This is a genomic window from Ignavibacteriota bacterium, assembly GCA_016716225.1.
In the GTDB taxonomy this organism is placed as follows: Bacteria; Bacteroidota; Ignavibacteria; order Ignavibacteriales; family Melioribacteraceae.
This window is the reverse complement of the sequence record JADJWT010000001.1, coordinates 162,253-182,178: the sequence shown is the minus strand read 5'-3', so window position 1 is coordinate 182,178 and position 19,926 is coordinate 162,253. Positions and strand designations below refer to the sequence as shown.

Below are 19,926 nucleotides of genomic sequence, written 5' to 3'. Positions count from 1 at the left end.
AACCCAAAACTTGCCCAAAAATATCGGGTATAAGATCAAAATAAAGGTTGGACTACAGCTCTTGGTTTCCAAAGGATGGCTCCAGATCAACCCATAAATTGCCCCCAAAAAAAAAGTTTAACTTCGGGATCAAGCCAAAAAAGATACCTACCACACTCCGGGTCATATCTGGATATACACGAATAAATTCATTCCATTGCAGAAAATAAGTTTAAAGTGAACCAATAAAATGATGGTACAATCTGGTAGAAAAACCGGAGTCTGAATTTTTTTATTTTAAAAACTTTTCAAAAATTAAGCTACTTATTATGGATCTGTAGCATTGGGGGGGATGATTTGCTAATTAGTTTATTTAATTATTGATTCTTACTAAAGCCATTACTTCAGCATATGTCATAATCTTCTTTATTTCTAATTCATCTGATAATAGTATAATATTTTCCCAATTATTTTTAATTATTTCCATAGTATTCTTAATATCCTCATCTAATTCAGCTTCTGAGTTTGCATTTTCTAAATAGACCTTATAATCAGAACTATTTTTAATTTTTAAAAATTCTTTTGCCTTTTCTGAAATTGTAAATTCAAATTGAGATCTATTTATAGGTAAATTACCTATTTTACTTTCAATAAACACCGATTCAGCAATGCTTCCAGCCAATGCAATTATTTTCCTCTCTTTAGAAGAAATGTTTTTGAAGTTTATAAAACTAACATTTGGTGAAGTTAAATTTATAGTATCCCCAACGTTAGATATTGCTTCTTTTATTTTTCTTTCAAGCGAAACTTTAACAAATTCAACGCCGATGGAAATAGAGGCTATACAATGTCCTGATTCGTGAATTGATTTTATATCCATAGTCTGTAAACCATGTGGGAAATAACTAGTCAGTTCAAACTCTTTATTACTGAAAAATAAATTATATAAATAAGTTTTATTTTACAAAATCATGAAATCAATAAATAGTATTAAATAATTTGAGTGAAAAATATTTGCTTCTTTCTAATTAAAAATATTATTTTAATGATAGTCTCATTTTGAATTGAATAATAATTTTAAATATTCTCACTATTTATAGGAGTTTTATGCTAACGGCAGAAATAAAAAGCAATTCTCAAAAAGTTGTTGCTACATCAGCAAACAAAAATGATAAACCATTTATTTGCCCTGAGTGTAAAAAGGATGTAACATTAAAAAAAGGGAAAATCGTTGCTCATCATTTTGCACACAAGCCACCCGTGAATTGCGAATATGGAAAAGGAGAAACCGAAGAACATCGTAACGCTAAATTAACTTTATATGAAGAATTAAAGAAAAATACAAGCTTTACAGTATGTGAACTTGAACACAGTTTAGGAACGGTAAGACCCAACATTTACCTTGAAGATAATGGTTATAAAATTGCTATAGAGCTGCAAGTATCAAATTTAACAGCAAATCAATTAGTGGAAAAAACAAAAATATATTTTTCCAAAAAAATTCATGTCTTATGGTTAGCAATTTATAATAAAAATATATTGTCCAGTCCTTATACGCCAAAAAGTTGGGAAAAATGGTTACATACACTCAATTATGGAAAAGTTTATTATTGGAAAGAAAAAACCAAAATTATTCCAATTCATTTTGATGATTTTATGCTTGACAGACCTCAAAAGGAATGGTATGAAAAGGGTGGTGAACATAGAGTCGAAGGTGGTTATGAATATAGGTCAAAACGTTATAGAACGCCAAACGTTGGAGATGAACTTGAATTAACCTCAGACTTTAAAAAAACAATTAATAATGGTTTCAAGAAAAGTAAAATTGAAGTTCCAGAATGTCTAATTCTTACTGACACCAAACAAAAATGGTGGAAGTAGTTGTAAGTAGAGCGGTCAGATTGTGTTTGCCATAAAGACCTTGTCTTTATTCAAAAATCAAATGACCATACTAAAATAAATCATTTTCTTATAATAATTGAAAATCCCTTTTTTAGCTTATTTTCGCACTTTTTTTTTAGTGGTCATTGGCATTTGCTGGTTATATTTTGTTTAAAATGGTAGATCATTACATTCAGCAATATTTGACGGCATCCAAGGATATCTATTAGTACTTGTAATAAAATTAGTACGTGGATAATCATCTTTGCCCCAATATTCAATTGGATGTATTGGAGAATAATCTTCAAAAAGATTGGTTTTATCCGATTCCCATCTTTGAAATTTGTCATCACCAACTAATCGAACAGATGAAGAAACGTTTTCAACAAGTGTACCTCTTGCTAAATGATCTTTTTTTATTAATTCTGTTTCAGATGCAATTTTAATAAGGATATTTTTAAACTCATCACCAATTTCTTCAAAATTATTAATTAGACAATCCTTGCTAAAAATAATTGATATATACTTTCTGTATTCAATATCTTTAGATTTGTCGACCGTGGAATATGCACTTTCAGTTAAAAATGTTATATGCTTTGTTAACTTTGGATAATTTATTAATAAGTTTGAACATTTTAAATTTGTAAGTCTACAAGAAATGTATTTATCACTGTAATGTTCTTTTTTGGTAATTGTTGAATTAAATTTGATAAATACTCTGATCCATTCCTCATTGGAACTTTGTCTATAATCAAACTTTGCAAAATCACTTCCAATGGTGGTAAGTTGCTTATACCATACTTCATCATTATTTGTTGGGACAAAATTAAAAGAATCAAGCAACTGAGTTAGACATTCTTCAACTCCTAACATTGTTTGCTTTACATTTTGTTTAATTACTTCAACATCGTCTTCTTTTATTGGTCTAAAGTGAGCTAAAGAATTTCTAATCACTCCAATTTCTAATAGTTTATTTTTCATAACTTCTTTACTACCCAAAAAATATTTTTTAAATAATTTCCAATAAGAATCAGATACTATGATTTCAATTAACTCACCACTTGTAAGGTGTAAAAGAGGGCTTATTACTTCATAACCAAGATAACCAAAAACTTTTGCTTGATTAATTCTTTTCTTTGAGATTGCAATGATAGAAGTTTCACTATCATTTATTGTAAACTTTATATTGTCCCAATTCTCTTTAAACTCATTCTTTAATATAATATAAACAAAAACTCTTAATGAGTTTTCAAATCTGAACAGAATATTAAGAGCTTCATAATAATGAACGAACAACCAATCTGATGGAACATTTAGAGCTTCTGTTTCAGTTTTCGAAATTTTTGACCAATCCATACTTATCTCCATCAAAATATAACGGCGTAGCAAATAACCCGACGCCAAATACAACAATTTTATTTGATTACAAATTATAACATTATCTACAAATTTGAAATATTAATTTACATATAAATTAAATTTCTAATCTAAAGAGAGCAAGGCTCTCTTTTATAACTGAAACATCTTACTGACTTTCATTTGGTAACTTGCTCTCATTCTCTGCTGAACAAAATGACTGATGTAATGCGTTAGCTGATTGTAAAGTAACCACTGATTCTTTACTTTGGGCTGTTCTTCAACATACTCGGCAATTCCTTTACCAAATGTTTTTTGTATCTGTTCCTTATAATCCGATGTTGGTTTTAGATTCTGTAAGATGCTGATTCTTTCCTTGATTAGCGGGATTTGTTCATAAGTGTCTTCAATCTGTTGTTTCAGATTGTTCACAATTATTCCCGATGTGTGTTTTGCATAGAACTTAGCAAGTACTTCACCGAATACACTTCCATTACTGCAAATTGATCTGATTCCTCCCCAGAACATCCTTACTCCTTCACTTGAATCATAACTGTTGTGTACGAATAAGCTGAGAGCTATTTCACTTTCTCCGTCATGTAAGGTTATTTCCGGAAAGGTAATCTGCAATCTCATTCTGTTGTTTTCTACAAACGAATGGCTTGGATCAATGTACCAGTCAGTTGTCAGATCATTTAATTGTTCAAGAACCGGTTTTATTACTTCTGCATTTGTTACCAACTGATATGTGTTCTTCTGAATAGAAATAAGTTCATTATTATCTTCTCTGATAATTGCTTTGTACTTGTTGGTAGGGAAGAATAATCCGCTTGTGTCCTTTACTTGTACTTTTGTCTCAACAACCGGAAACAAGAACTTCCACAGTTTTTTATCTACTTCTGTTGTCATAATATTTTTTAACCTCACTTTTTAAGATATGCTGTAATTAGTCCAATTGTAACTATTGGATATCCAATTACAAAAATGATTACATTTAATTCTTCATAAGTAATACCTAACTTATCAGCTAACCACTCCAGAGATTCAACACATTTGTAAAATGTTTTATCCATAATGTTTTTTCTTTTTCTTCTACTCATGAGCAAATCCATTGCCTTTAGTTCTCTGAATAAACATTGTAATGGCTATCTGATTAACATTTGCCATTCCGTTAAACTTCTCTTGAACAACTAAAGCATCGGCAAAACTTGCCAGCATGTTTTCAAGATATGGGTTATTTTGGGGTTGGTTTGTGGCTGGTATTGAGTTTTGCACTTCGATAATTTGTACATCATAAGAAGTAACAAGTTTCTTACCTCTTTGAGCTGCAATCTTTGTAATTATTGCTTCTGTTCCTTTCTTGTAATCCTTTAATTTCTCATGTACGATATCCGGTGCAAAGAAAGAATATTCCTTGTTGTTACCGTTACTGACTGCATAGAGATAATATTTTCCGTACTGTGATTCTCCAACAATTGCTTCATCAAACAGTAAACGTATTTTCGATGGCTGATTTATGTCGAGTTCTAACTTCGGTCTCTCCATCTTCATCCTCCTTTTTGTTTTTTAATTTAATAGTAAACTTTTCCGTTCCATCAATTACTCTTACCCCTTTTGGAATCTTCCGATAAGAGTTGATAAAAGCCTTAATCATGTTGATGTTTGGTTTAAGAATTTCCGGATGTAGCGTTCCCAACTGATTAAGATTTTCATTCTGCATAAATTCATCTATGCTGGTAATTTCTATTCTGGTGGGTTGTCTGCGGCGAAGTAACTTTCCATTTGGCAAGTCAATTGTTTTAATGTTTTCTCCTTGATCATTCATAAATGATTCAAGTTTTCTCAACATCCAATCAATGCGTTCTTGTAGTTTAGAGTTCTTACGAAGAGTCCAGTCATCAAGTATTTGTTTTTCCTTTTCAGTTTCTTCAAAATTCTTGCTGATCTGTTCTTCAATGCTACCGATCTCTGCAAGTATAAGATCAACATGGGCAAGATGCAGAGAAGTTTCCTTTGCTTCTACTTCTTCAAGAAGTTCATCAATGAAGTTTTTATTATCACTCATAAATAAACTCCTATAGTTTTTTATTCTTCAGAAATGTTAGGACTGCTTCGGCTATTACTTTGCCGATTTCAAATATTATTTTTTTCAAATTGATCCTCCTTTATAAAATATTTTATTATATGATTTACAGTATTCTTATACCAATTTTTATAAAATTATATGACGAGTGATTGCTAAGAAAATATTAGCTAACATTAGTAAAAGTTAGCTAAAATTAAGTTGGTCATTTTGGATAGGATAACTTGTTTATATAAAAGAAGTTATGGATAGTTAAAAAATAAATTTTATTTTTTTAGAATATTTTTTATTTTAATGTCGTTACTTTGAGAAGTTTGAAGATACTAATCATTTGAAACTTTGTGATTTGAGATCAAATTACTCACTAAACAAAGGATGTAAAATGAGAAAATCTAAAGTGGTTCAATTAGAACCACGAAGAACTTCAAGAAAGCGTATAACTAGTGCTTCATCTTTTTTTAACAGATTTCTTAAGCATCAGCTTAAGTTTAGTAATAAAGTTGATTCTCTTGCAAATGAGATTGAACTTTTGAAAACTAAAAATGATAGTACAAGTAGAGTTACACTTCAATTAAAAGAAATGCAACTTAAAATTGCTAATCAAGATCTGAAAAAAGCGATTTTTATGTGTAAACAATATGCATCGAAAATCAATGAAGCTGTTGAGAAAAATAATTCTCTTAACGATAGTAATACGATAAAATAACATTGGTGCCGGATTTATCCGGCATCTTTTTTATAACTTTGTGATTCTTTTATGCTATCTAAAAAACTAATAAGAAAGATCAACCATTTAACTTCAATTACATTTGAAACTGCTAAGATTGATACCCTTACAGCAGATTTCTTATCAAGAAAAATTATGGAACTCTTAATCAATGAATTTTTTGAAATAAATAAAATTGAAAAACCCAAAAATGCCCAAGGCTATCCGACTCCATTTTTATTGATCAAGTATTTATATGAAAATAAATTGATCAAAAAAAATACATACTTAACTATGGAAGAAATTAGAAATAAAGGGAATGCTGCTGCACACGGGAAGAATATTGTTAAGAAATCCTTTAGTCCTATAAAAGATATATCTGAATTACTTGTATGGTTCTTAAAACATTTTGATGAAACAGAAAATTCTTTATATTTAATTGTAAGCAGACATTCAAAATTATTCAGCAAAGTTGTGAATAAAAGTGATTATGCCTTTGATTTGTATCAAGTAATACGAGAAATAACAACTTTAAGTATATATAAAAATACTACCTATTTAGTTGAACTTACAGAAAGAATATTGATAGATGATATTCTTGATAGTGAACTAATAAATCTTATAAACATGACTTCCGACTTGGTCAATAAGTTTGACAATTGGAAGTATAATTACGATCCGACACAATATAAAGTTAATTTTATAGAACGTTTACTTGGTTATAAAGATATTAAGTCTAGCCCAACAAAATCCTTTCAAGATGTATTTTATACTTACTTGGTAGAATTTGATACCTTAAGAGAAAATATTGCATTGAAGTATAAAATTTATTGATAATAAAAAAGATTAGTTTATAATTAAAACTATTTTAACTTCTAAATATTATACATTTATCTTATATTTCTATTCAATAATCTTACGTTATTAAGAATTTCTAATTTCAAATACATTAAGGAATTTAATAATGGATGACCCCGAAATAATTCTTAATCTTTGGTATGTATACGATGAACTCGGATTTATCTACTCCTTACGAGGAAGAGCTTATATTGGTTACGGCTCCGATAAAGAAAAACTTGAATTCCTTAACACATTTGCTAAAACAGATTATTTAATTGCAAAATCATTTCCAATACCAGAACGATATAGTACAACAATTCATGAAGATGACGGAGTAAAAAAGTATCAAGTAATTAACATCAATGATGTAAAAATTGCAATTGGATTCGAAGCACTTTTTGAAGATGTGTATAAAGCCTTAAATAATGAATTACCAGCTCAAACATCATTTAGTATTAGTCAAATGCCATTGAGAGCTATAACACCTTTGTTTATGGATGATAACGGAAATATTTTTCCTAAATTTAATAAAACAACAAATTTTTAATATTGCAGCAAAAGGTAAAATAAATGTTTGAACAAACTTTCAAAAATATTGATGATATACTTTTTAAAGATGCCGGATGCAGTAGTGAGTTAGATTATATTGAACAAACTTCTTGGATCCTATTTCTTAAGTATTTAGATGATCTTGAAAAAGATAAAGAAACAGCAGCACAACTAACCGGAAAAGCTTACGCATCAATCATCTCTCCAGAATATCGATGGAACAAATGGGCAGCTCCAAAAAATAAAGAAGGAAAATTAGATTTTCATAACGCACTTACTGGTGATGACTTAACTGACTTTGTGAACATTAAACTTTTTCCGTATCTAAAGAAATTCAAAATTGAAGCAGTCAGTGCAGATACAATAGAATATAAAATTGGTGAAATATTTAGTGAATTAAAAAACAGAATACAGAGCGGTTATAATTTACGAGAAGTGATTAACCTAATTGATCAGCTTAGATTTAGAACTCACGCTGAAAAGCATGAGATGAGTCATCTTTATGAAGATAAGATAAAAAATATGGGCAACGCCGGACGTAATGGCGGTGAATATTATACTCCAAGACCGTTGATTAAAACTATTGTAAAAGTTGTTGCTCCGGAAATTGGAAATACAATTTATGATGGTGCAGTAGGTTCGGCGGGATTTTTGGTTGAAGCTTATGATTATCTTACAACAAGCAATAAACTTTCCACAAAAGATATTATAACTCTTCAGAAGAAAACATTTTACGGAAAAGAGAAAAAGTCTTTAGCTTATATTATAGGAATCATGAATATGATTCTTCATGGTATTGAAGCTCCTAATATTATTCATACAAATACACTTGCAGAAAATATTACTGATATACAAGAGAAAGATAGGTATGATGTTGTTTTAGCAAATCCTCCATTTGGCGGAAAGGAAAGAAAAGAAGTACAACAGAACTTCCCAATAAAGACCGGTGAAACGGCATTCTTATTTTTACAGCATTTTATAAAAATATTAAAAGCCGGTGGTAAAGCCGGTGTTGTAATTAAAAACACTTTTTTAAGCAATACAGATAATGCTTCAATTAGCTTGAGAAAGTTATTGCTAGAAAGTTGTAATCTGCATACGGTTTTAGATTTGCCAGGCGGAACGTTTCAAGGTGCCGGAGTGAAAACAGTCGTATTGTTTTTTGAAAAAGGAAGCTCAACAAAAAATGTATGGTACTACCAACTTAACTTAGATAGAAATCTTGGGAAGACAAATCCGCTAAATGAAAATGATTTAGCTGAATTTGTTAAACTGCAAAAAACGTTTGCTGATAGTGATAATTCTTGGAAAATAAATGTAAAGGATGTTGACCAAAACACATTTGACCTTTCTGTAAAAAATCCTAACAAAAAAGAAGAAGCTGCTTTACGTACACCTAAAGAAATAATGAAAGAAATAAAAGGACTGGATAAGGAAAGTGAACAAATTTTGAACTCAATCTTGGATCTTTTATGAAGCAAGGTTGGGAAATAAAATCTATTGGAGAAGTTTGTGAGATTAAACCTCCAAAAAAAATAGCAAAAGAAAAAATATCTGATGATGATTTAGTAACTTTTTTGCCAATGGCTGATTTAGAGGAATTCGATTATTTCATTACACCAACACAAGCTAAAAAATTAAAAGATGTATATAGTGGTTACACCTATTTTGAAAATAATGATGTTTTATTAGCTAAAATTACTCCTTGTTTTGAAAATGGCAAACTCGGTATTGCAAAAAACCTCAAAAATGGTATTGGTTTCGGCTCTAGCGAATATATTGTTATTCGACCAAACGAAGAAATTTTATCAGAATATGTATACTATTATTTATCCCTAGATGATATAAGGAGAGACGGGAAAAAGTTAATGACTGGTGCTGTTGGTCATAAAAGAATACCGGTTGATTTTATTGAAAATCAAAAAATTATTGTCCCATCTATCTCAGAACAAAAGCGCATTGTAGCTATTTTGGGTAAAGCTTTTGAAGCAATTGAAAAAACCAAAGCTCATGCAGAAAAGAACTTAAAAAATTCTAAAGAACTTTTTGAGAGTTATTTGCTAAGTGTGTTTGAACATACGAATGGAGATTGGAAAGAAAATTATTTGCATGAATTAGGTGTAATAACATCTAGTAAAAGAATTTATAAAAATGAATATATCGAAGAAGGTATTCCATTCTATCGAACAAAAGAAATAAAAGAACTTGCAAACGGTAAAGAAATTTCATTAGAATTGTTTATCTCAAAGGAAAAATATAATGAAATTAAAAGAAAGTTTGGAGTTCCCAAAGTTAACGATATTTTAATGTCAGCAGTGGGAACAATAGGTGAAATAATGGTTGTTGAGAACGAAGAGGAATTCTATTTCAAAGATGGCAATATTGTCTGGTTTAAGGAATTTAATAGCTTAAATCCGAATTATCTGAAATTTGTATTAACTGCTTTCATTGAGAAAATTAAAACTCTTGCAATTGGTGCTGCATATAATGCTTTAACAATTGAAAAGTTAAAACAATATAAAATATCCTATCCACAATCATTGACTGAACAAGATGCGATTGTTCAAGAATTAAATACGCTTTCTTTGAAATCCAAGAAATTAGAAAGAATTTACGAAAAGAAAATTGAATATTTAGAAGAGTTAAAAAAAAGTCTTTTGCATAAAGCATTTAGTAGTGGATTATAGATAAGGCTAATGATGAGCATTTTAATTGATAGCGTTAGAATATATGGCCTTAGAGGGCTGGAAAATATTGAGGTAACTCTCGAACCATTAACTGTGTTGACCGGAATGAATAACACTGGTAAGACTTCGTTTCTTAAAGCTCTACAAATTGTCCTTGGAAATCGTCAATTTATATCCCCCGATGATTTTTATTTGTCAGAGAATCAAAAAGTTAATGAAATTATTGTTGATATTAGAATAATTCCCATAAATAAAATAGGTGAAAGAATAAATGATTTCACAGATATCTGGCTCGAAGTTTTCACCGATGATAGAATAGTTATTAATACTTTAGGAGAACAATTTATTCCACTTCGAACCATAGTTAAAATTGATCCTTTAACAAATGCACCAAAAGCAAAACAATATATTTTAAAAGATTGGGGTGCTTTTGAAAATGGAGAAGGAGAATGTTGGTATCACGCAGAAAATGGGAGTGAAAAACCTTATCATTTTGATGAAACACCTTTCTTTTATTTGGATGCTAAACGAGATATAATTGAGGATTTAAAATTGAGAAATTCATATCTGGGTAAAATGCTTTCGATAATAGAATACGCCCCAGAGGATATTGAATCTATTGAAAAACAAATAAAGGAACTAAATGAACATGCGGTAACTAGCAGCGATATTCTATCGAATATTGCAGCAAATCTAAAGGATTTAGATACTGCAATGGATAATGAAAACAACGGTGTTGACATAACTCCATTCCCTAAAAAAGTACGGGACTTAAATCGAGGAGTCTCAATTCAGTATTCTGAATTCTCTATGGATTACCATGGAATGGGAACTCGAAGTTGGTCATCTTTCCTAACTCTTAAATCTTTTATATCTTTTTTTTATAAAAACTCAAAAAAGAAAGAAAAACCTTTTTGCCCAATCACAACTATTGAAGAGCCTGAGGCGCATTTGCATCCCAATGCTCAGAAAAAATTGTTTGGTCAGATTTCAGATGTTTATGGTCAAAAAATAGTATCAACCCATTCACCCTATGTTGCGGGCTCAGCAGATTTGAAACAAATCAGAAGTTTCTACAAAAAAGGAAATAAAGTTATTTGTGGGAAGATAAATACTACTGATTTTTCAAAAGAAGATATTCGAAAAATAAAACGGCAAGTTATTAATACTAGAGGCGAACTGTTTTTCTCAAAAATTATAGTTCTATTTGAGGGTGAAACTGAAGAACAGGCATTGCCCATCTATGCTCAAAAATATTTTGATAAAACCTCTGTGGAACTCGGAATTGATTTTATTGGAGTTGGTGGACATGGAAGTTATTTACCTTTTATGAGAGTCGCAGAATCCTTGAACATTCCTTGGTGTATTTTTAGTGATGCTGAAACTAAAGAGGGTCAGAATGTCAAAGAAAGTGTTCAAAAACAGTTGAGAGATTTGAACTCTTCCAATGCGGAATCAGATTGTATAGTATTTCTAAATGACGGTAATAATTTTGAAAAGCAATTGATAATAGATGGTTTTTCGAATGAAATAAAACAGGCAATTATTAACTCAATTGTTTTTCAAAATGAACACCATAAAATAGCCAAATCAAAGGAAATAAATGATTATAGTGATGATAAAATATATGAAATTATTACTAATAACAAAACCATGTACGGCCCTGTAATTGCATACGCTATTATCGAGAGTGGCAAGAAATTGCCGCCAAAGATTATTGATTTATTTGATTTAATTAAAAAAGTGTTATAAAAAAAGGTTCGTTATGCAAGACATTATAAAACTATCAAGTAAGCAAGAAGATGCAGTTTCATTTGGTGATGGTGCCCTTTTGGTTAAAGCAAGTGCTGGAAGTGGTAAAACACGAATACTTACTGAAAGGATAAAGCGATTACTAAATATTACTAAGAAGAAAATTCTAGCAATTACATTTACAAACAAAGCTGGTGATGAAATGAAGGAACGCCTGGGCGATTCTGAAGAGATAAAATCACGTGTTTTTATTGGTACTTTTCACGGTTTCTGTCAGCAAATTTTGGAAATGCGTGGTAATCTAATAGGCCTGACAACAATGCCTCAAATTTTTGAAAAAGAATCGGATAGACTACAGCTTATTGAACAAGCTATCGAATCCACGCCTTCATATTATGCAAATTATAAAACCTTTGATGAAAAAAAACAGCGAGAATTTCGATATAAAACTTTGGAGTTTATTTCAAAAGTAAAGAGAGAATTATTATCAGAATCAGAATTATTAAGTAAAACTGAAAATGAGAATACCGTTTTATTATATCATTCATATCAGGAAATACTCATTTCTCAAAATGCAATTGATTTTGATGATTTAATTATGCTAACGTATCAATTATTTATCAGTAACCCCCCAGTTGCTGCTCTATATCGAAAAACTTATGAATATATATGCATTGATGAAGCTCAAGACCTAAATAATGCTCAATATCAACTTCTTAAATCCATAACAAACGGAAAATACAATAATATAATGATGGTCGGTGACCCGAATCAATCAATTTATGCTTTTAATGGTTCTTCATCTAATTATATGAATAAAAATTTCATTGAAGATTTTAACCCAAAGATTATTGAGTTGAGGGAAAATTATCGCTCATCAAAAAAAGTCATAGAAGCTGCTGAAAAAATAATCCCCAATTCGACGGATATTATTAATGCAGTAATACCAGGTATTGTTGAAATTATACCAGCGATAGACGAAGATGCTGAAGCAAGTTGGATCATCAAAAAAATAAATGAATTGATTACTCTTGAAATACATGATGATATTGAGGGGCCGATAACTTATGAAAAAATAGCTATCCTTGCTCGTAATAAGTATGTCTTTGCTAATCTCGAAGCAAAATTAAAGGAAGCTTCCATTCCTTACTATTATAAAATTACTCCAGGGTCGATAAAATTTGAATCGACAGTTATGAATCTTTTTGACTTGGCTCTAACTGTCAAACTAAATCCGGCAGATAGCTTGCATTTTGGGAGATTGAAAAACTTAGCCAATATTCCAGAAAGCAAAAATATTGATGACCTAGTGGAAAGATTAAGTTTAGATCAATATAAAAAAGTTTTAGAGATTGTGTTAGAACTTAAAAATGACGGTAGTAATTTGAACCTATTATTAAATAAGTTTTCAACTTATATTGAAAACAACGATTTAATTGAAGATGATGATAAAAATTTAATTTTGAATGAAATAGGTTTAGTTGAAATGCATTGGCTCCAATATGCAAGAAAAACAGACAAAAAAAAACTGAACCAATTTAAAAATGCTATGGCGCTTGGGCAAACTCATCCATTAGCCGAACCCAATGGAATTACTCTTAGCACAGTACATACAATGAAGGGACAAGAATATGACATAATTTTCCTTTTAGGTATGGATGATGGTACTTTCCCTGACTATAGAGCAATCAAAAATGGTGGTGTAGAAATGATTCAAGAAAAAAATAACATGTATGTCGCCTTTACTAGAGCTAGAAGGTTTTTATATGTTACATATCCGGAACAACGAATGTTGCCTTGGGGAGAAACTAAGTGCAGAACTAAATCGAGATTTTTGAAAGAATCATTCAATTAAATAAAGGTTGTTTAATGAATGAATCTGAAACAAGAGCGGAACTAATAGATCCCAAATTAAAAGAGTGTGGTTGGGGGGTTGTGCCGGAGTCAAAAATACTTCGTGAATTCAATATCACTGCCGGTAAAATTCAAGTTGGTGGAATTAGATCAAAAAAACTTATTGCAGATTATGTGTTAGTTTACAAAGGTATTAAGCTTGCAGTTGTTGAAGCAAAATGTGATGAGCTTGAAGTTGGAGAAGGTGTTGCACAAGCAAAAGAATATGCCGAAAAATTAAAACTAGATAATACCTATTCAACAAATGGAAATGAAATTTATCATATCTGCATGAAATCTGGTAAAGAGGGATTAGTTAATAATTTCCTTACACCGGAAGAAATGTGGAATAAAACCTTTTCTGAACAAAATGATTGGCGGGAAAAATTATCTTTAATTCCTTTTGAAGATAGAAGCGGAACTTGGCAATTAAGATATTATCAAGAATTAGCGGTTAACAAAGCAACAGAAGCAATTGCAAATAATAAACAACGGATTCTTTTAACATTAGCTACCGGAACCGGTAAAACAGCGATAGCGTTTCAAATAGCTTGGAAGCTATTCCATACAAGATGGAACTTAAAACGTGATGGAAAGATGCGACCAAGAATTTTTTTTCTTGCCGATAGAAACATTCTTGCAGATCAAGCCTTTAATGCTTTTTCAGCATTCCCCGAAGATGCTCTAGTTAGAATTAAACCGGATGAAATTAAAAAGAAAGGTAAAGTACCAACTAACGGAAGTATTTTCTTTACTATCTTCCAAACGTTTATGAGTGGAAAAGATAAGGATGGAAAACCAACTCCTTACTTTGGAGATTATCCAAAAGATTATTTTGATTTTATTATTGTTGATGAATGCCATAGAGGCGGAGCAAATGATGAGAGTAGCTGGAGAGATATTTTAGAATACTTTTCACCGGCAGTGCAATTAGGTTTAACCGCAACTCCAAAGAGAACGGATAACGTTGATACATATCTTTATTTTGGCGAACCGGTTTTTATATACTCATTAAAGGAAGGCATAAACGATGGTTTTTTAACTCCATTTAAGGTTAAGCGAATAAAAACAACCCTAGACGATTATATTTATACCAGAGATGATGATGTACTTGAAGGTGAGGTTGAAGAAGGGAAAATTTATAAAGAAACAGATTTCAATAAAACAATTGAAATAAAAGCAAGAGAGAAAAAACGAGTTAAGATTTATTTAGATGATGTTAATCAAAAAGAAAAAGCTATTGTATTTTGTGCCAATCAACCGCATGCTGCAATTATAAGGGACTTAATAAATCAACACAAAGAATCAGATAATACCAATTATTGTGTACGTGTTACTGCAAATGATGGAGATAAAGGAGAACAATTTTTAAGAGAATTTCAAGATAATGAAAAAACAATCCCAACTATTTTAACAACTTCTCAAAAATTATCTACTGGTGTAGATGCACGCAACATTAGAAATATTGTTTTATTGCGTCCAATAAATTCAATGATCGAGTTTAAGCAAATTATAGGTAGAGGAACAAGATTATTTGACGGTAAAGAATATTTTACAATTTATGATTTTGTAGATGCCTATCATCATTTTGCTGATCCGGAATGGGATGGCGAACCAATTGAACCGGAACCAAAAGCAGTGCGAGAACCACAAAATGAATATCTGGAAAAAGTAAAAGAAAATATTGAAAGAGAAGATAAAAATAGACCCAAGAAGATTAAAATTAAACTAGCGGATGGCAAGGAAAGAGAAATACAACACATGATTTCAACATCTTTTTGGAGTGCAGATGGGACACCTATTTCTTCTGAAGAATTCCTTAAAAGTTTATTTGGTTCACTGCCTAAGTTTTTTAAGGATGAAGAAGAATTAAGGAAAATTTGGAGTGATCCTAATACTCGTAAAGTTTTGTTAGAGAAGTTAGAAGATGCTGGTTATGGTAGGGAGCAGTTACTTACATTACAAAATCTTATTCATGCAGAAAAAAGTGATTTATTTGATGTGCTAGAATTTGTGGCGTTTGCTGTTCAACCAATTAGTAGGGAAGAACGAGTTCGGAAAAGTAGAAATTATATTTTTAATGAATTAGATAATCATCAGAAAGAATTTATTGACTTTGTTCTTAGTAAATATATTGAAACTGGTGTTGATGAACTTGATCAAGAAAAATTACCAAGTTTATTACAATTAAAATATCAATCATTACAAGATGCAGCAGCCGTATTAGGTGGAGTTGAAAAAATAAGAGATACGTTTATTTTATTCCAGAAGCATTTGTATGAACATGTTGCTGCATAAAATTGTGAAAAAATAATGGAGTTAATATATTTTGCAATAAGTGATGCTACTGAAAAGCTTGGATGTATTAAATATTAGAAATCTATTCATAAAATTTAAAAGCATTTATACCTTTATAAAAAATTAATGATATAAATTTTTATATTTGACTAACAAAATAATTTTAGCTTACAAAAAATAGTTCTTTCAAGATTGTTATTTAAAATGTAGTCAATAGATTGCAACAAGGTAAATTCGAATAGTTTGTACGGAATTCGTAATGAGTAGGTCGGGGGTTCGATTCCCCCAGTTGGCTCGGTAACTGTTGAGAATGAGCTGAAAACACACTTTTTACAATTCCTAATTTTCCCCAGAAAGTTAAACTCCAATAGAAATATCAAATAAAAGTAATCAAAAAGGTATTCAATCTTTTACACTTTATCCTCTTTATAAAAAGTGTTCTTCCTGGAAATTTTTTTTGAATAAATTTTGCTTTGGTCTCCAATAGTATTTGATACAAAAACATAAGTTTAATACTTTAACAAAGGTAAATATTTTTTAAGTTCTGTGAATTCTGTAATTTCAAAATATATGTAAAAACTCGCATCAACAAAAAATGAGAATGACGATGAACGTTAAAGTAAGTAAGCTTTTAATTTTTATTTTTTTCCTGAGCATTACAAAAAATAATGCGCAATTCTTGGATGAATTTAATTCACCTAATATTGATGGATGGTTTACTTTGGTTGGAGATGGAAATCCTAAATTAAGTTTTATTCCAAATAAAGAATTTGCAACAATGATTGTAGACGGTTCTGAAGATAAATATAATGTATACTGGACATTAATAAAACGAGATGTAACAAAATGGCTTGATCTAAAAAAATTTGAAAACCCAAATTTTCAATTGCGCGTTGAAGCAAAAGTTCGTTTGCATATTGCTCCGCGAAGATTAAATTTTATGATTAATACAAATCGTACAACAGATTATCATATTGATTTAATGGAGTTTGATATTCCCGATACAACAAACTGGCATGTAATAAGTATGACAACAAAAAAGTTTGATGCAAAACCGGGAGATACAGTTTATGTTCAGCTTTGTGCAACTGATTTTGGATTGGAAAAATATATTATTGATATTGATTATTACCGCGCAGATATTGTAAATATTAATGAAGTAGAACCTGATAAAGGAAATCTTGTTCCTTATCATCCACCTAAACCGGAAATAATTAATTTCTCAAATCACTTATCTGTAACAAATGATTGTTTAGTTAATTTGGATTTTCCGGATGTGAATTTTAATGATTATAAAACTATGGCTAATGGTAAAACGGAATATTTACTTAGTATAAATGCAAATCAATGGGGAATTTTAAAGTGGGATTTTTCTGAATTTAAAGATAAAAAAATTACGGAATCTGCTTTACTTGAACTTACTACGCATTCAGTAAATTTTGGCGGAAATTATAAACAAATTTTCGGTGAAGATTTCGGAATTGAATTTGGAAAAGTGAGAGTGATAGAAATTCATAATGGTGATAGTGAATGGAATCAGAGTAGCGTTACTTATAATTCATTAACAAAAAATAAAAAATATTCCAAAGTTTTTAATAGTCAAATGATTTACGATTTTGAAATGGTTGAAGAAAACGGTGGTAAAAATTATATTACAATTTCACAACCAGTTATGCAGCGCTTAATTGATGGAACTACAAAAGGATTATTGATTCGCCCGCTTGGTGCAGTTAATGCATCTTTTTATTCTTTAGAAAATAATAACGAAAACTTTACGGCAAAACTTCATTTCAATACAATGAATAAATAAAATGGTGAACCAATGAAAACTTCCACAGCAAAAATTTTTTATGTTTTTTATTTATTTGGGTTTTATTTCGTCTCAAATTTAATTCTCGCAAATAATTCTGATACAATTCACGTATGGGAAATGAAAGAAATTACTTTGCAATCTGAAAAGAAATATGATTTTTATACTGATGTTACTTGCTGGATTGAATTAAATGGTCCAAATTTTTCTAAAAAAATTTATGGATTTTGGAATGGCGGTAACAATTTTGTAATTCGTTTTGTTGCAACTGAATCTGGAAATTGGAATTGGAAAAGTTATTCTAATCAAATTGAAGACAATGGATTAAATAATAAATCTGGTTCATTTATTGCAATAGAATGGAGTGAAGAAGAAAAACAATTAAATCCAAATCGAAGAGGATTTTTAAGAGCAACTAAAAATGGACACGCTCTAGAATATGCTGATGGAACTCCTTACTTTATGGTTGGCGATACATGGTTAGCCGGAAGTACTTGGAGACTTCCTTTTAGAAATGCTGAAACATTTAAGAATTATAATCCCGGACCCGGAATGGGTTTTGAAGATGCAGTAATGTATAGAAAAGCTCAAGGATTTAATTCAGTAAGTATGATTTCATGTTTTCCAAATTGGGATTCGGATATTCATCCTAGTACTTATGCAGATTCAAACAAAATATTTTTAAGAAATGCTTGGGAAAAATTTGGTTATGACGTAAGTGATGCAAAGGGAATTGATGCTTCCGGCGGTTTAAGTTATTGGGGAACTTTTACATCAAAAAATATGCGGGATGAATTTGGGAATCTTCCTTTTGAATTATCTGAAAAATATTTAGGTGTTTCAGATTTCACAAAAATAAATCCTGAATATTTTAAAAGTTTAGATAAGAAAATGGAATATTTATCTAAAAATGGATTTGTATCATTGCTTGAAACTGTTAGAAGAGATGTTGGTCCATCATGGAAAGCATATTTCGACTTTAATGAAACATTTGCACGATTTTTTCAATATCTAATTTCCCGTTATGGTGCTTATAATATTGTATTTAGCGGAATTCATCTTGATTGGATTCCAAAAGATTTTAGTCTAACCGCTGATGAATTTAATGAAGCATTAACTTATCATTTTGAAAAATATGGAACACCGCCTTTTGATCAACCCGTTACATCATTAATAAGCAGTTCAACTCATTCAGTTTTCGGGCATGATAAAGATTGTAAATGGCTAACAATGCACAGTGTTGGTAATAAACCAAGAGATCATAGAGTAGCAGATTCATTAGAAATAATTTTTAATCTTAAACCGGCTTATCCAGCCATCAATTTTGAGCCATATTATACGGGATGGAATCACGAAATTAATAAACCGAATAGCGAACGTCCTGAAGCTGATTCCGAAAGAGATAATTATTTTGCACGAGCACAAATGTATGGTTCTGTTATATCGGGTGGATTAAGCGGACACGTTCATGGTACTGCGGCTTATGATATTACAACTACTGGAGAACCGGATGGCGCACGTCCGCATATTTGGGAAGCATTTAAATATAAATCAGCAAACTATATGAAATATTTACATGAATTTATTTTATCGGAAGGTGAAAAATATCAAGATTTATTACTTGCAAGAGAAGATATAATTCCGAACAAAACTGAAGGAAGTCCGAAAGATGGTTTAGACGGATGGATTTATTTGATGAGAAATTCAGCAAAAGATTTTGCAATACTATATTTTGAAAATAAATCAGCTCTTCCAATTTTAATTAATTTTCTTCCTAAAAAAGAATATTATTTTTTCTGGTTTAATACAATTACTGGCGAATGGTTGAATAAAATTATTTTAGAATCAGATGAAAATGGAAAAATATCACTTCCAAATTTTCCCGGAAATGAAAAAATATCATCAAGAGATTGGGCAGCGAAAATAATTATCAAAAACTTCTGAAAAATTGTGAAAGTATATTCGAATCACTAAAAAGATAGACTCAATATAATTTGCGGAAAAATATTTGGAATTTTGATAAGCACACCAGCCGATAGTAACAGTGCAATTAAAATAAGTAAATCTAGTTAACTAAACGAATTATTTTCAT

17 protein-coding genes are annotated in these 19,926 nt (G+C 30.4%); 11 read left to right on the top strand and 6 right to left on the bottom strand.

Features of this window, described 5'->3' with window-relative positions:
* Positions 1-352 precede the first annotated feature (352 nt).
* The gene (locus IPM32_00800) at positions 353-859 is read right to left on the bottom strand and encodes a hypothetical protein (protein MBK8943784.1); all 507 of its coding nucleotides are present in this window, start codon (positions 857-859) and stop codon (positions 353-355) included.
* Positions 860-1,086: 227 nt separating this feature from the next.
* On the opposite strand from IPM32_00800, the gene IPM32_00795 reads away from it, so the two are divergent.
* Positions 1,087-1,860, top strand: coding sequence for a competence protein CoiA (locus IPM32_00795; protein MBK8943783.1), 774 nt, complete (start codon positions 1,087-1,089; stop codon positions 1,858-1,860).
* Positions 1,861-2,031: 171 nt separating this feature from the next.
* Here IPM32_00795 and IPM32_00790 read toward each other — a convergent pair whose 3' ends face one another.
* From IPM32_00790 to IPM32_00770, 5 genes are all read right to left on the bottom strand, one after another.
* Positions 2,032-3,216, bottom strand: coding sequence for a hypothetical protein (locus IPM32_00790; protein ID MBK8943782.1), 1,185 nt, complete (start codon positions 3,214-3,216; stop codon positions 2,032-2,034).
* Between the two features lie 153 nt (positions 3,217-3,369).
* Entirely contained in the window at positions 3,370-4,125 is a 756-nt protein-coding gene (locus IPM32_00785; GenBank protein MBK8943781.1) for a DUF932 domain-containing protein, read from the bottom strand.
* A gap of 14 nt (positions 4,126-4,139) precedes the next feature.
* Positions 4,140-4,316: a hypothetical protein gene (locus IPM32_00780; protein ID MBK8943780.1), complete on the bottom strand. Its 177-nt coding sequence runs from the start codon at positions 4,314-4,316 to the stop codon at positions 4,140-4,142.
* The gene (locus IPM32_00775; GenBank protein MBK8943779.1) at positions 4,309-4,761 is read right to left on the bottom strand and encodes a hypothetical protein; all 453 of its coding nucleotides are present in this window, start codon (positions 4,759-4,761) and stop codon (positions 4,309-4,311) included. Before IPM32_00775 ends, IPM32_00780 begins: the two co-directional genes overlap by 8 nt.
* A complete protein-coding gene (locus tag IPM32_00770; protein MBK8943778.1) occupies positions 4,700-5,281 on the bottom strand; it encodes a host-nuclease inhibitor Gam family protein in 582 nt (193 codons plus the stop codon). The genes IPM32_00775 and IPM32_00770 overlap by 62 nt, the downstream gene beginning before the upstream one ends.
* Positions 5,282-5,681: 400 nt before the next feature.
* Between IPM32_00770 and IPM32_00765 the strand changes: the two genes are divergently transcribed.
* From IPM32_00765 to IPM32_00720, 10 genes are all read left to right on the top strand, one after another.
* Entirely contained in the window at positions 5,682-6,005 is a 324-nt protein-coding gene (locus IPM32_00765) for a hypothetical protein (GenBank protein ID MBK8943777.1), read from the top strand.
* A 156-nt stretch (positions 6,006-6,161) separates the two neighbouring features.
* Entirely contained in the window at positions 6,162-6,839 is a 678-nt protein-coding gene (locus IPM32_00760) for a hypothetical protein (GenBank protein MBK8943776.1), read from the top strand.
* 130 nt (positions 6,840-6,969) lie between these two features.
* Positions 6,970-7,392, top strand: a complete 423-nt coding sequence (locus IPM32_00755) for a hypothetical protein (GenBank protein MBK8943775.1) — start codon at positions 6,970-6,972, stop codon at positions 7,390-7,392.
* Between the two features lie 23 nt (positions 7,393-7,415).
* Positions 7,416-8,870: an N-6 DNA methylase gene (locus tag IPM32_00750; GenBank protein MBK8943774.1), complete on the top strand. Its 1,455-nt coding sequence runs from the start codon at positions 7,416-7,418 to the stop codon at positions 8,868-8,870.
* Positions 8,867-10,081 (top strand): restriction endonuclease subunit S, encoded by a 1,215-nt coding sequence (locus IPM32_00745; protein MBK8943773.1) that lies wholly within the window; start codon positions 8,867-8,869, stop codon positions 10,079-10,081. Before IPM32_00750 ends, IPM32_00745 begins: the two co-directional genes overlap by 4 nt.
* A gap of 12 nt (positions 10,082-10,093) precedes the next feature.
* Positions 10,094-11,833 carry an AAA family ATPase gene (locus tag IPM32_00740; GenBank protein ID MBK8943772.1) on the top strand — a complete coding sequence of 580 codons (1,740 nt, stop codon included), beginning with the start codon at positions 10,094-10,096 and terminating at the stop codon, positions 11,831-11,833.
* A gap of 13 nt (positions 11,834-11,846) precedes the next feature.
* A complete protein-coding gene (locus IPM32_00735; protein ID MBK8943771.1) occupies positions 11,847-13,688 on the top strand; it encodes an ATP-dependent helicase in 1,842 nt (613 codons plus the stop codon).
* A gap of 14 nt (positions 13,689-13,702) precedes the next feature.
* On the top strand, positions 13,703-16,024 hold the full coding sequence (locus IPM32_00730; GenBank protein MBK8943770.1) for a DEAD/DEAH box helicase family protein: 2,322 nt from the start codon (positions 13,703-13,705) through the stop codon (positions 16,022-16,024).
* Positions 16,025-16,631: 607 nt separating this feature from the next.
* Positions 16,632-17,834 (top strand): hypothetical protein, encoded by a 1,203-nt coding sequence (locus tag IPM32_00725; GenBank protein ID MBK8943769.1) that lies wholly within the window; start codon positions 16,632-16,634, stop codon positions 17,832-17,834.
* 12 nt (positions 17,835-17,846) lie between these two features.
* Positions 17,847-19,778, top strand: coding sequence for a DUF4038 domain-containing protein (locus tag IPM32_00720; protein MBK8943768.1), 1,932 nt, complete (start codon positions 17,847-17,849; stop codon positions 19,776-19,778).
* Positions 19,779-19,926: the final 148 nt, after the last annotated feature.

What these genes read in the sequence shown, in the direction of transcription:
- IPM32_00770 (MBK8943778.1), bottom strand. Translation starts at nt 5,281, where the DNA reads ATGAGTGATAATAAAAACTTCATTGATGAACTTCTTGAAGAAGTAGAA.
- IPM32_00790 (MBK8943782.1), bottom strand. Translation starts at nt 3,216, where the DNA reads ATGGATTGGTCAAAAATTTCGAAAACTGAAACAGAAGCTCTAAATGTT.
- IPM32_00800 (MBK8943784.1), bottom strand. Translation starts at nt 859, where the DNA reads ATGGATATAAAATCAATTCACGAATCAGGACATTGTATAGCCTCTATT.
- IPM32_00785 (MBK8943781.1), bottom strand. Translation starts at nt 4,125, where the DNA reads ATGACAACAGAAGTAGATAAAAAACTGTGGAAGTTCTTGTTTCCGGTT.
- IPM32_00730 (MBK8943770.1), top strand. Translation starts at nt 13,703, where the DNA reads ATGAATGAATCTGAAACAAGAGCGGAACTAATAGATCCCAAATTAAAA.
- IPM32_00725 (MBK8943769.1), top strand. Translation starts at nt 16,632, where the DNA reads ATGAACGTTAAAGTAAGTAAGCTTTTAATTTTTATTTTTTTCCTGAGC.
- IPM32_00740 (MBK8943772.1), top strand. Translation starts at nt 10,094, where the DNA reads ATGAGCATTTTAATTGATAGCGTTAGAATATATGGCCTTAGAGGGCTG.
- IPM32_00760 (MBK8943776.1), top strand. Translation starts at nt 6,162, where the DNA reads ATGGAACTCTTAATCAATGAATTTTTTGAAATAAATAAAATTGAAAAA.
- IPM32_00780 (MBK8943780.1), bottom strand. Translation starts at nt 4,316, where the DNA reads ATGAGTAGAAGAAAAAGAAAAAACATTATGGATAAAACATTTTACAAA.
- IPM32_00775 (MBK8943779.1), bottom strand. Translation starts at nt 4,761, where the DNA reads ATGGAGAGACCGAAGTTAGAACTCGACATAAATCAGCCATCGAAAATA.
- IPM32_00745 (MBK8943773.1), top strand. Translation starts at nt 8,867, where the DNA reads ATGAAGCAAGGTTGGGAAATAAAATCTATTGGAGAAGTTTGTGAGATT.
- IPM32_00795 (MBK8943783.1), top strand. Translation starts at nt 1,087, where the DNA reads ATGCTAACGGCAGAAATAAAAAGCAATTCTCAAAAAGTTGTTGCTACA.
- IPM32_00735 (MBK8943771.1), top strand. Translation starts at nt 11,847, where the DNA reads ATGCAAGACATTATAAAACTATCAAGTAAGCAAGAAGATGCAGTTTCA.
- IPM32_00720 (MBK8943768.1), top strand. Translation starts at nt 17,847, where the DNA reads ATGAAAACTTCCACAGCAAAAATTTTTTATGTTTTTTATTTATTTGGG.
- IPM32_00765 (MBK8943777.1), top strand. Translation starts at nt 5,682, where the DNA reads ATGAGAAAATCTAAAGTGGTTCAATTAGAACCACGAAGAACTTCAAGA.
- IPM32_00755 (MBK8943775.1), top strand. Translation starts at nt 6,970, where the DNA reads ATGGATGACCCCGAAATAATTCTTAATCTTTGGTATGTATACGATGAA.
- IPM32_00750 (MBK8943774.1), top strand. Translation starts at nt 7,416, where the DNA reads ATGTTTGAACAAACTTTCAAAAATATTGATGATATACTTTTTAAAGAT.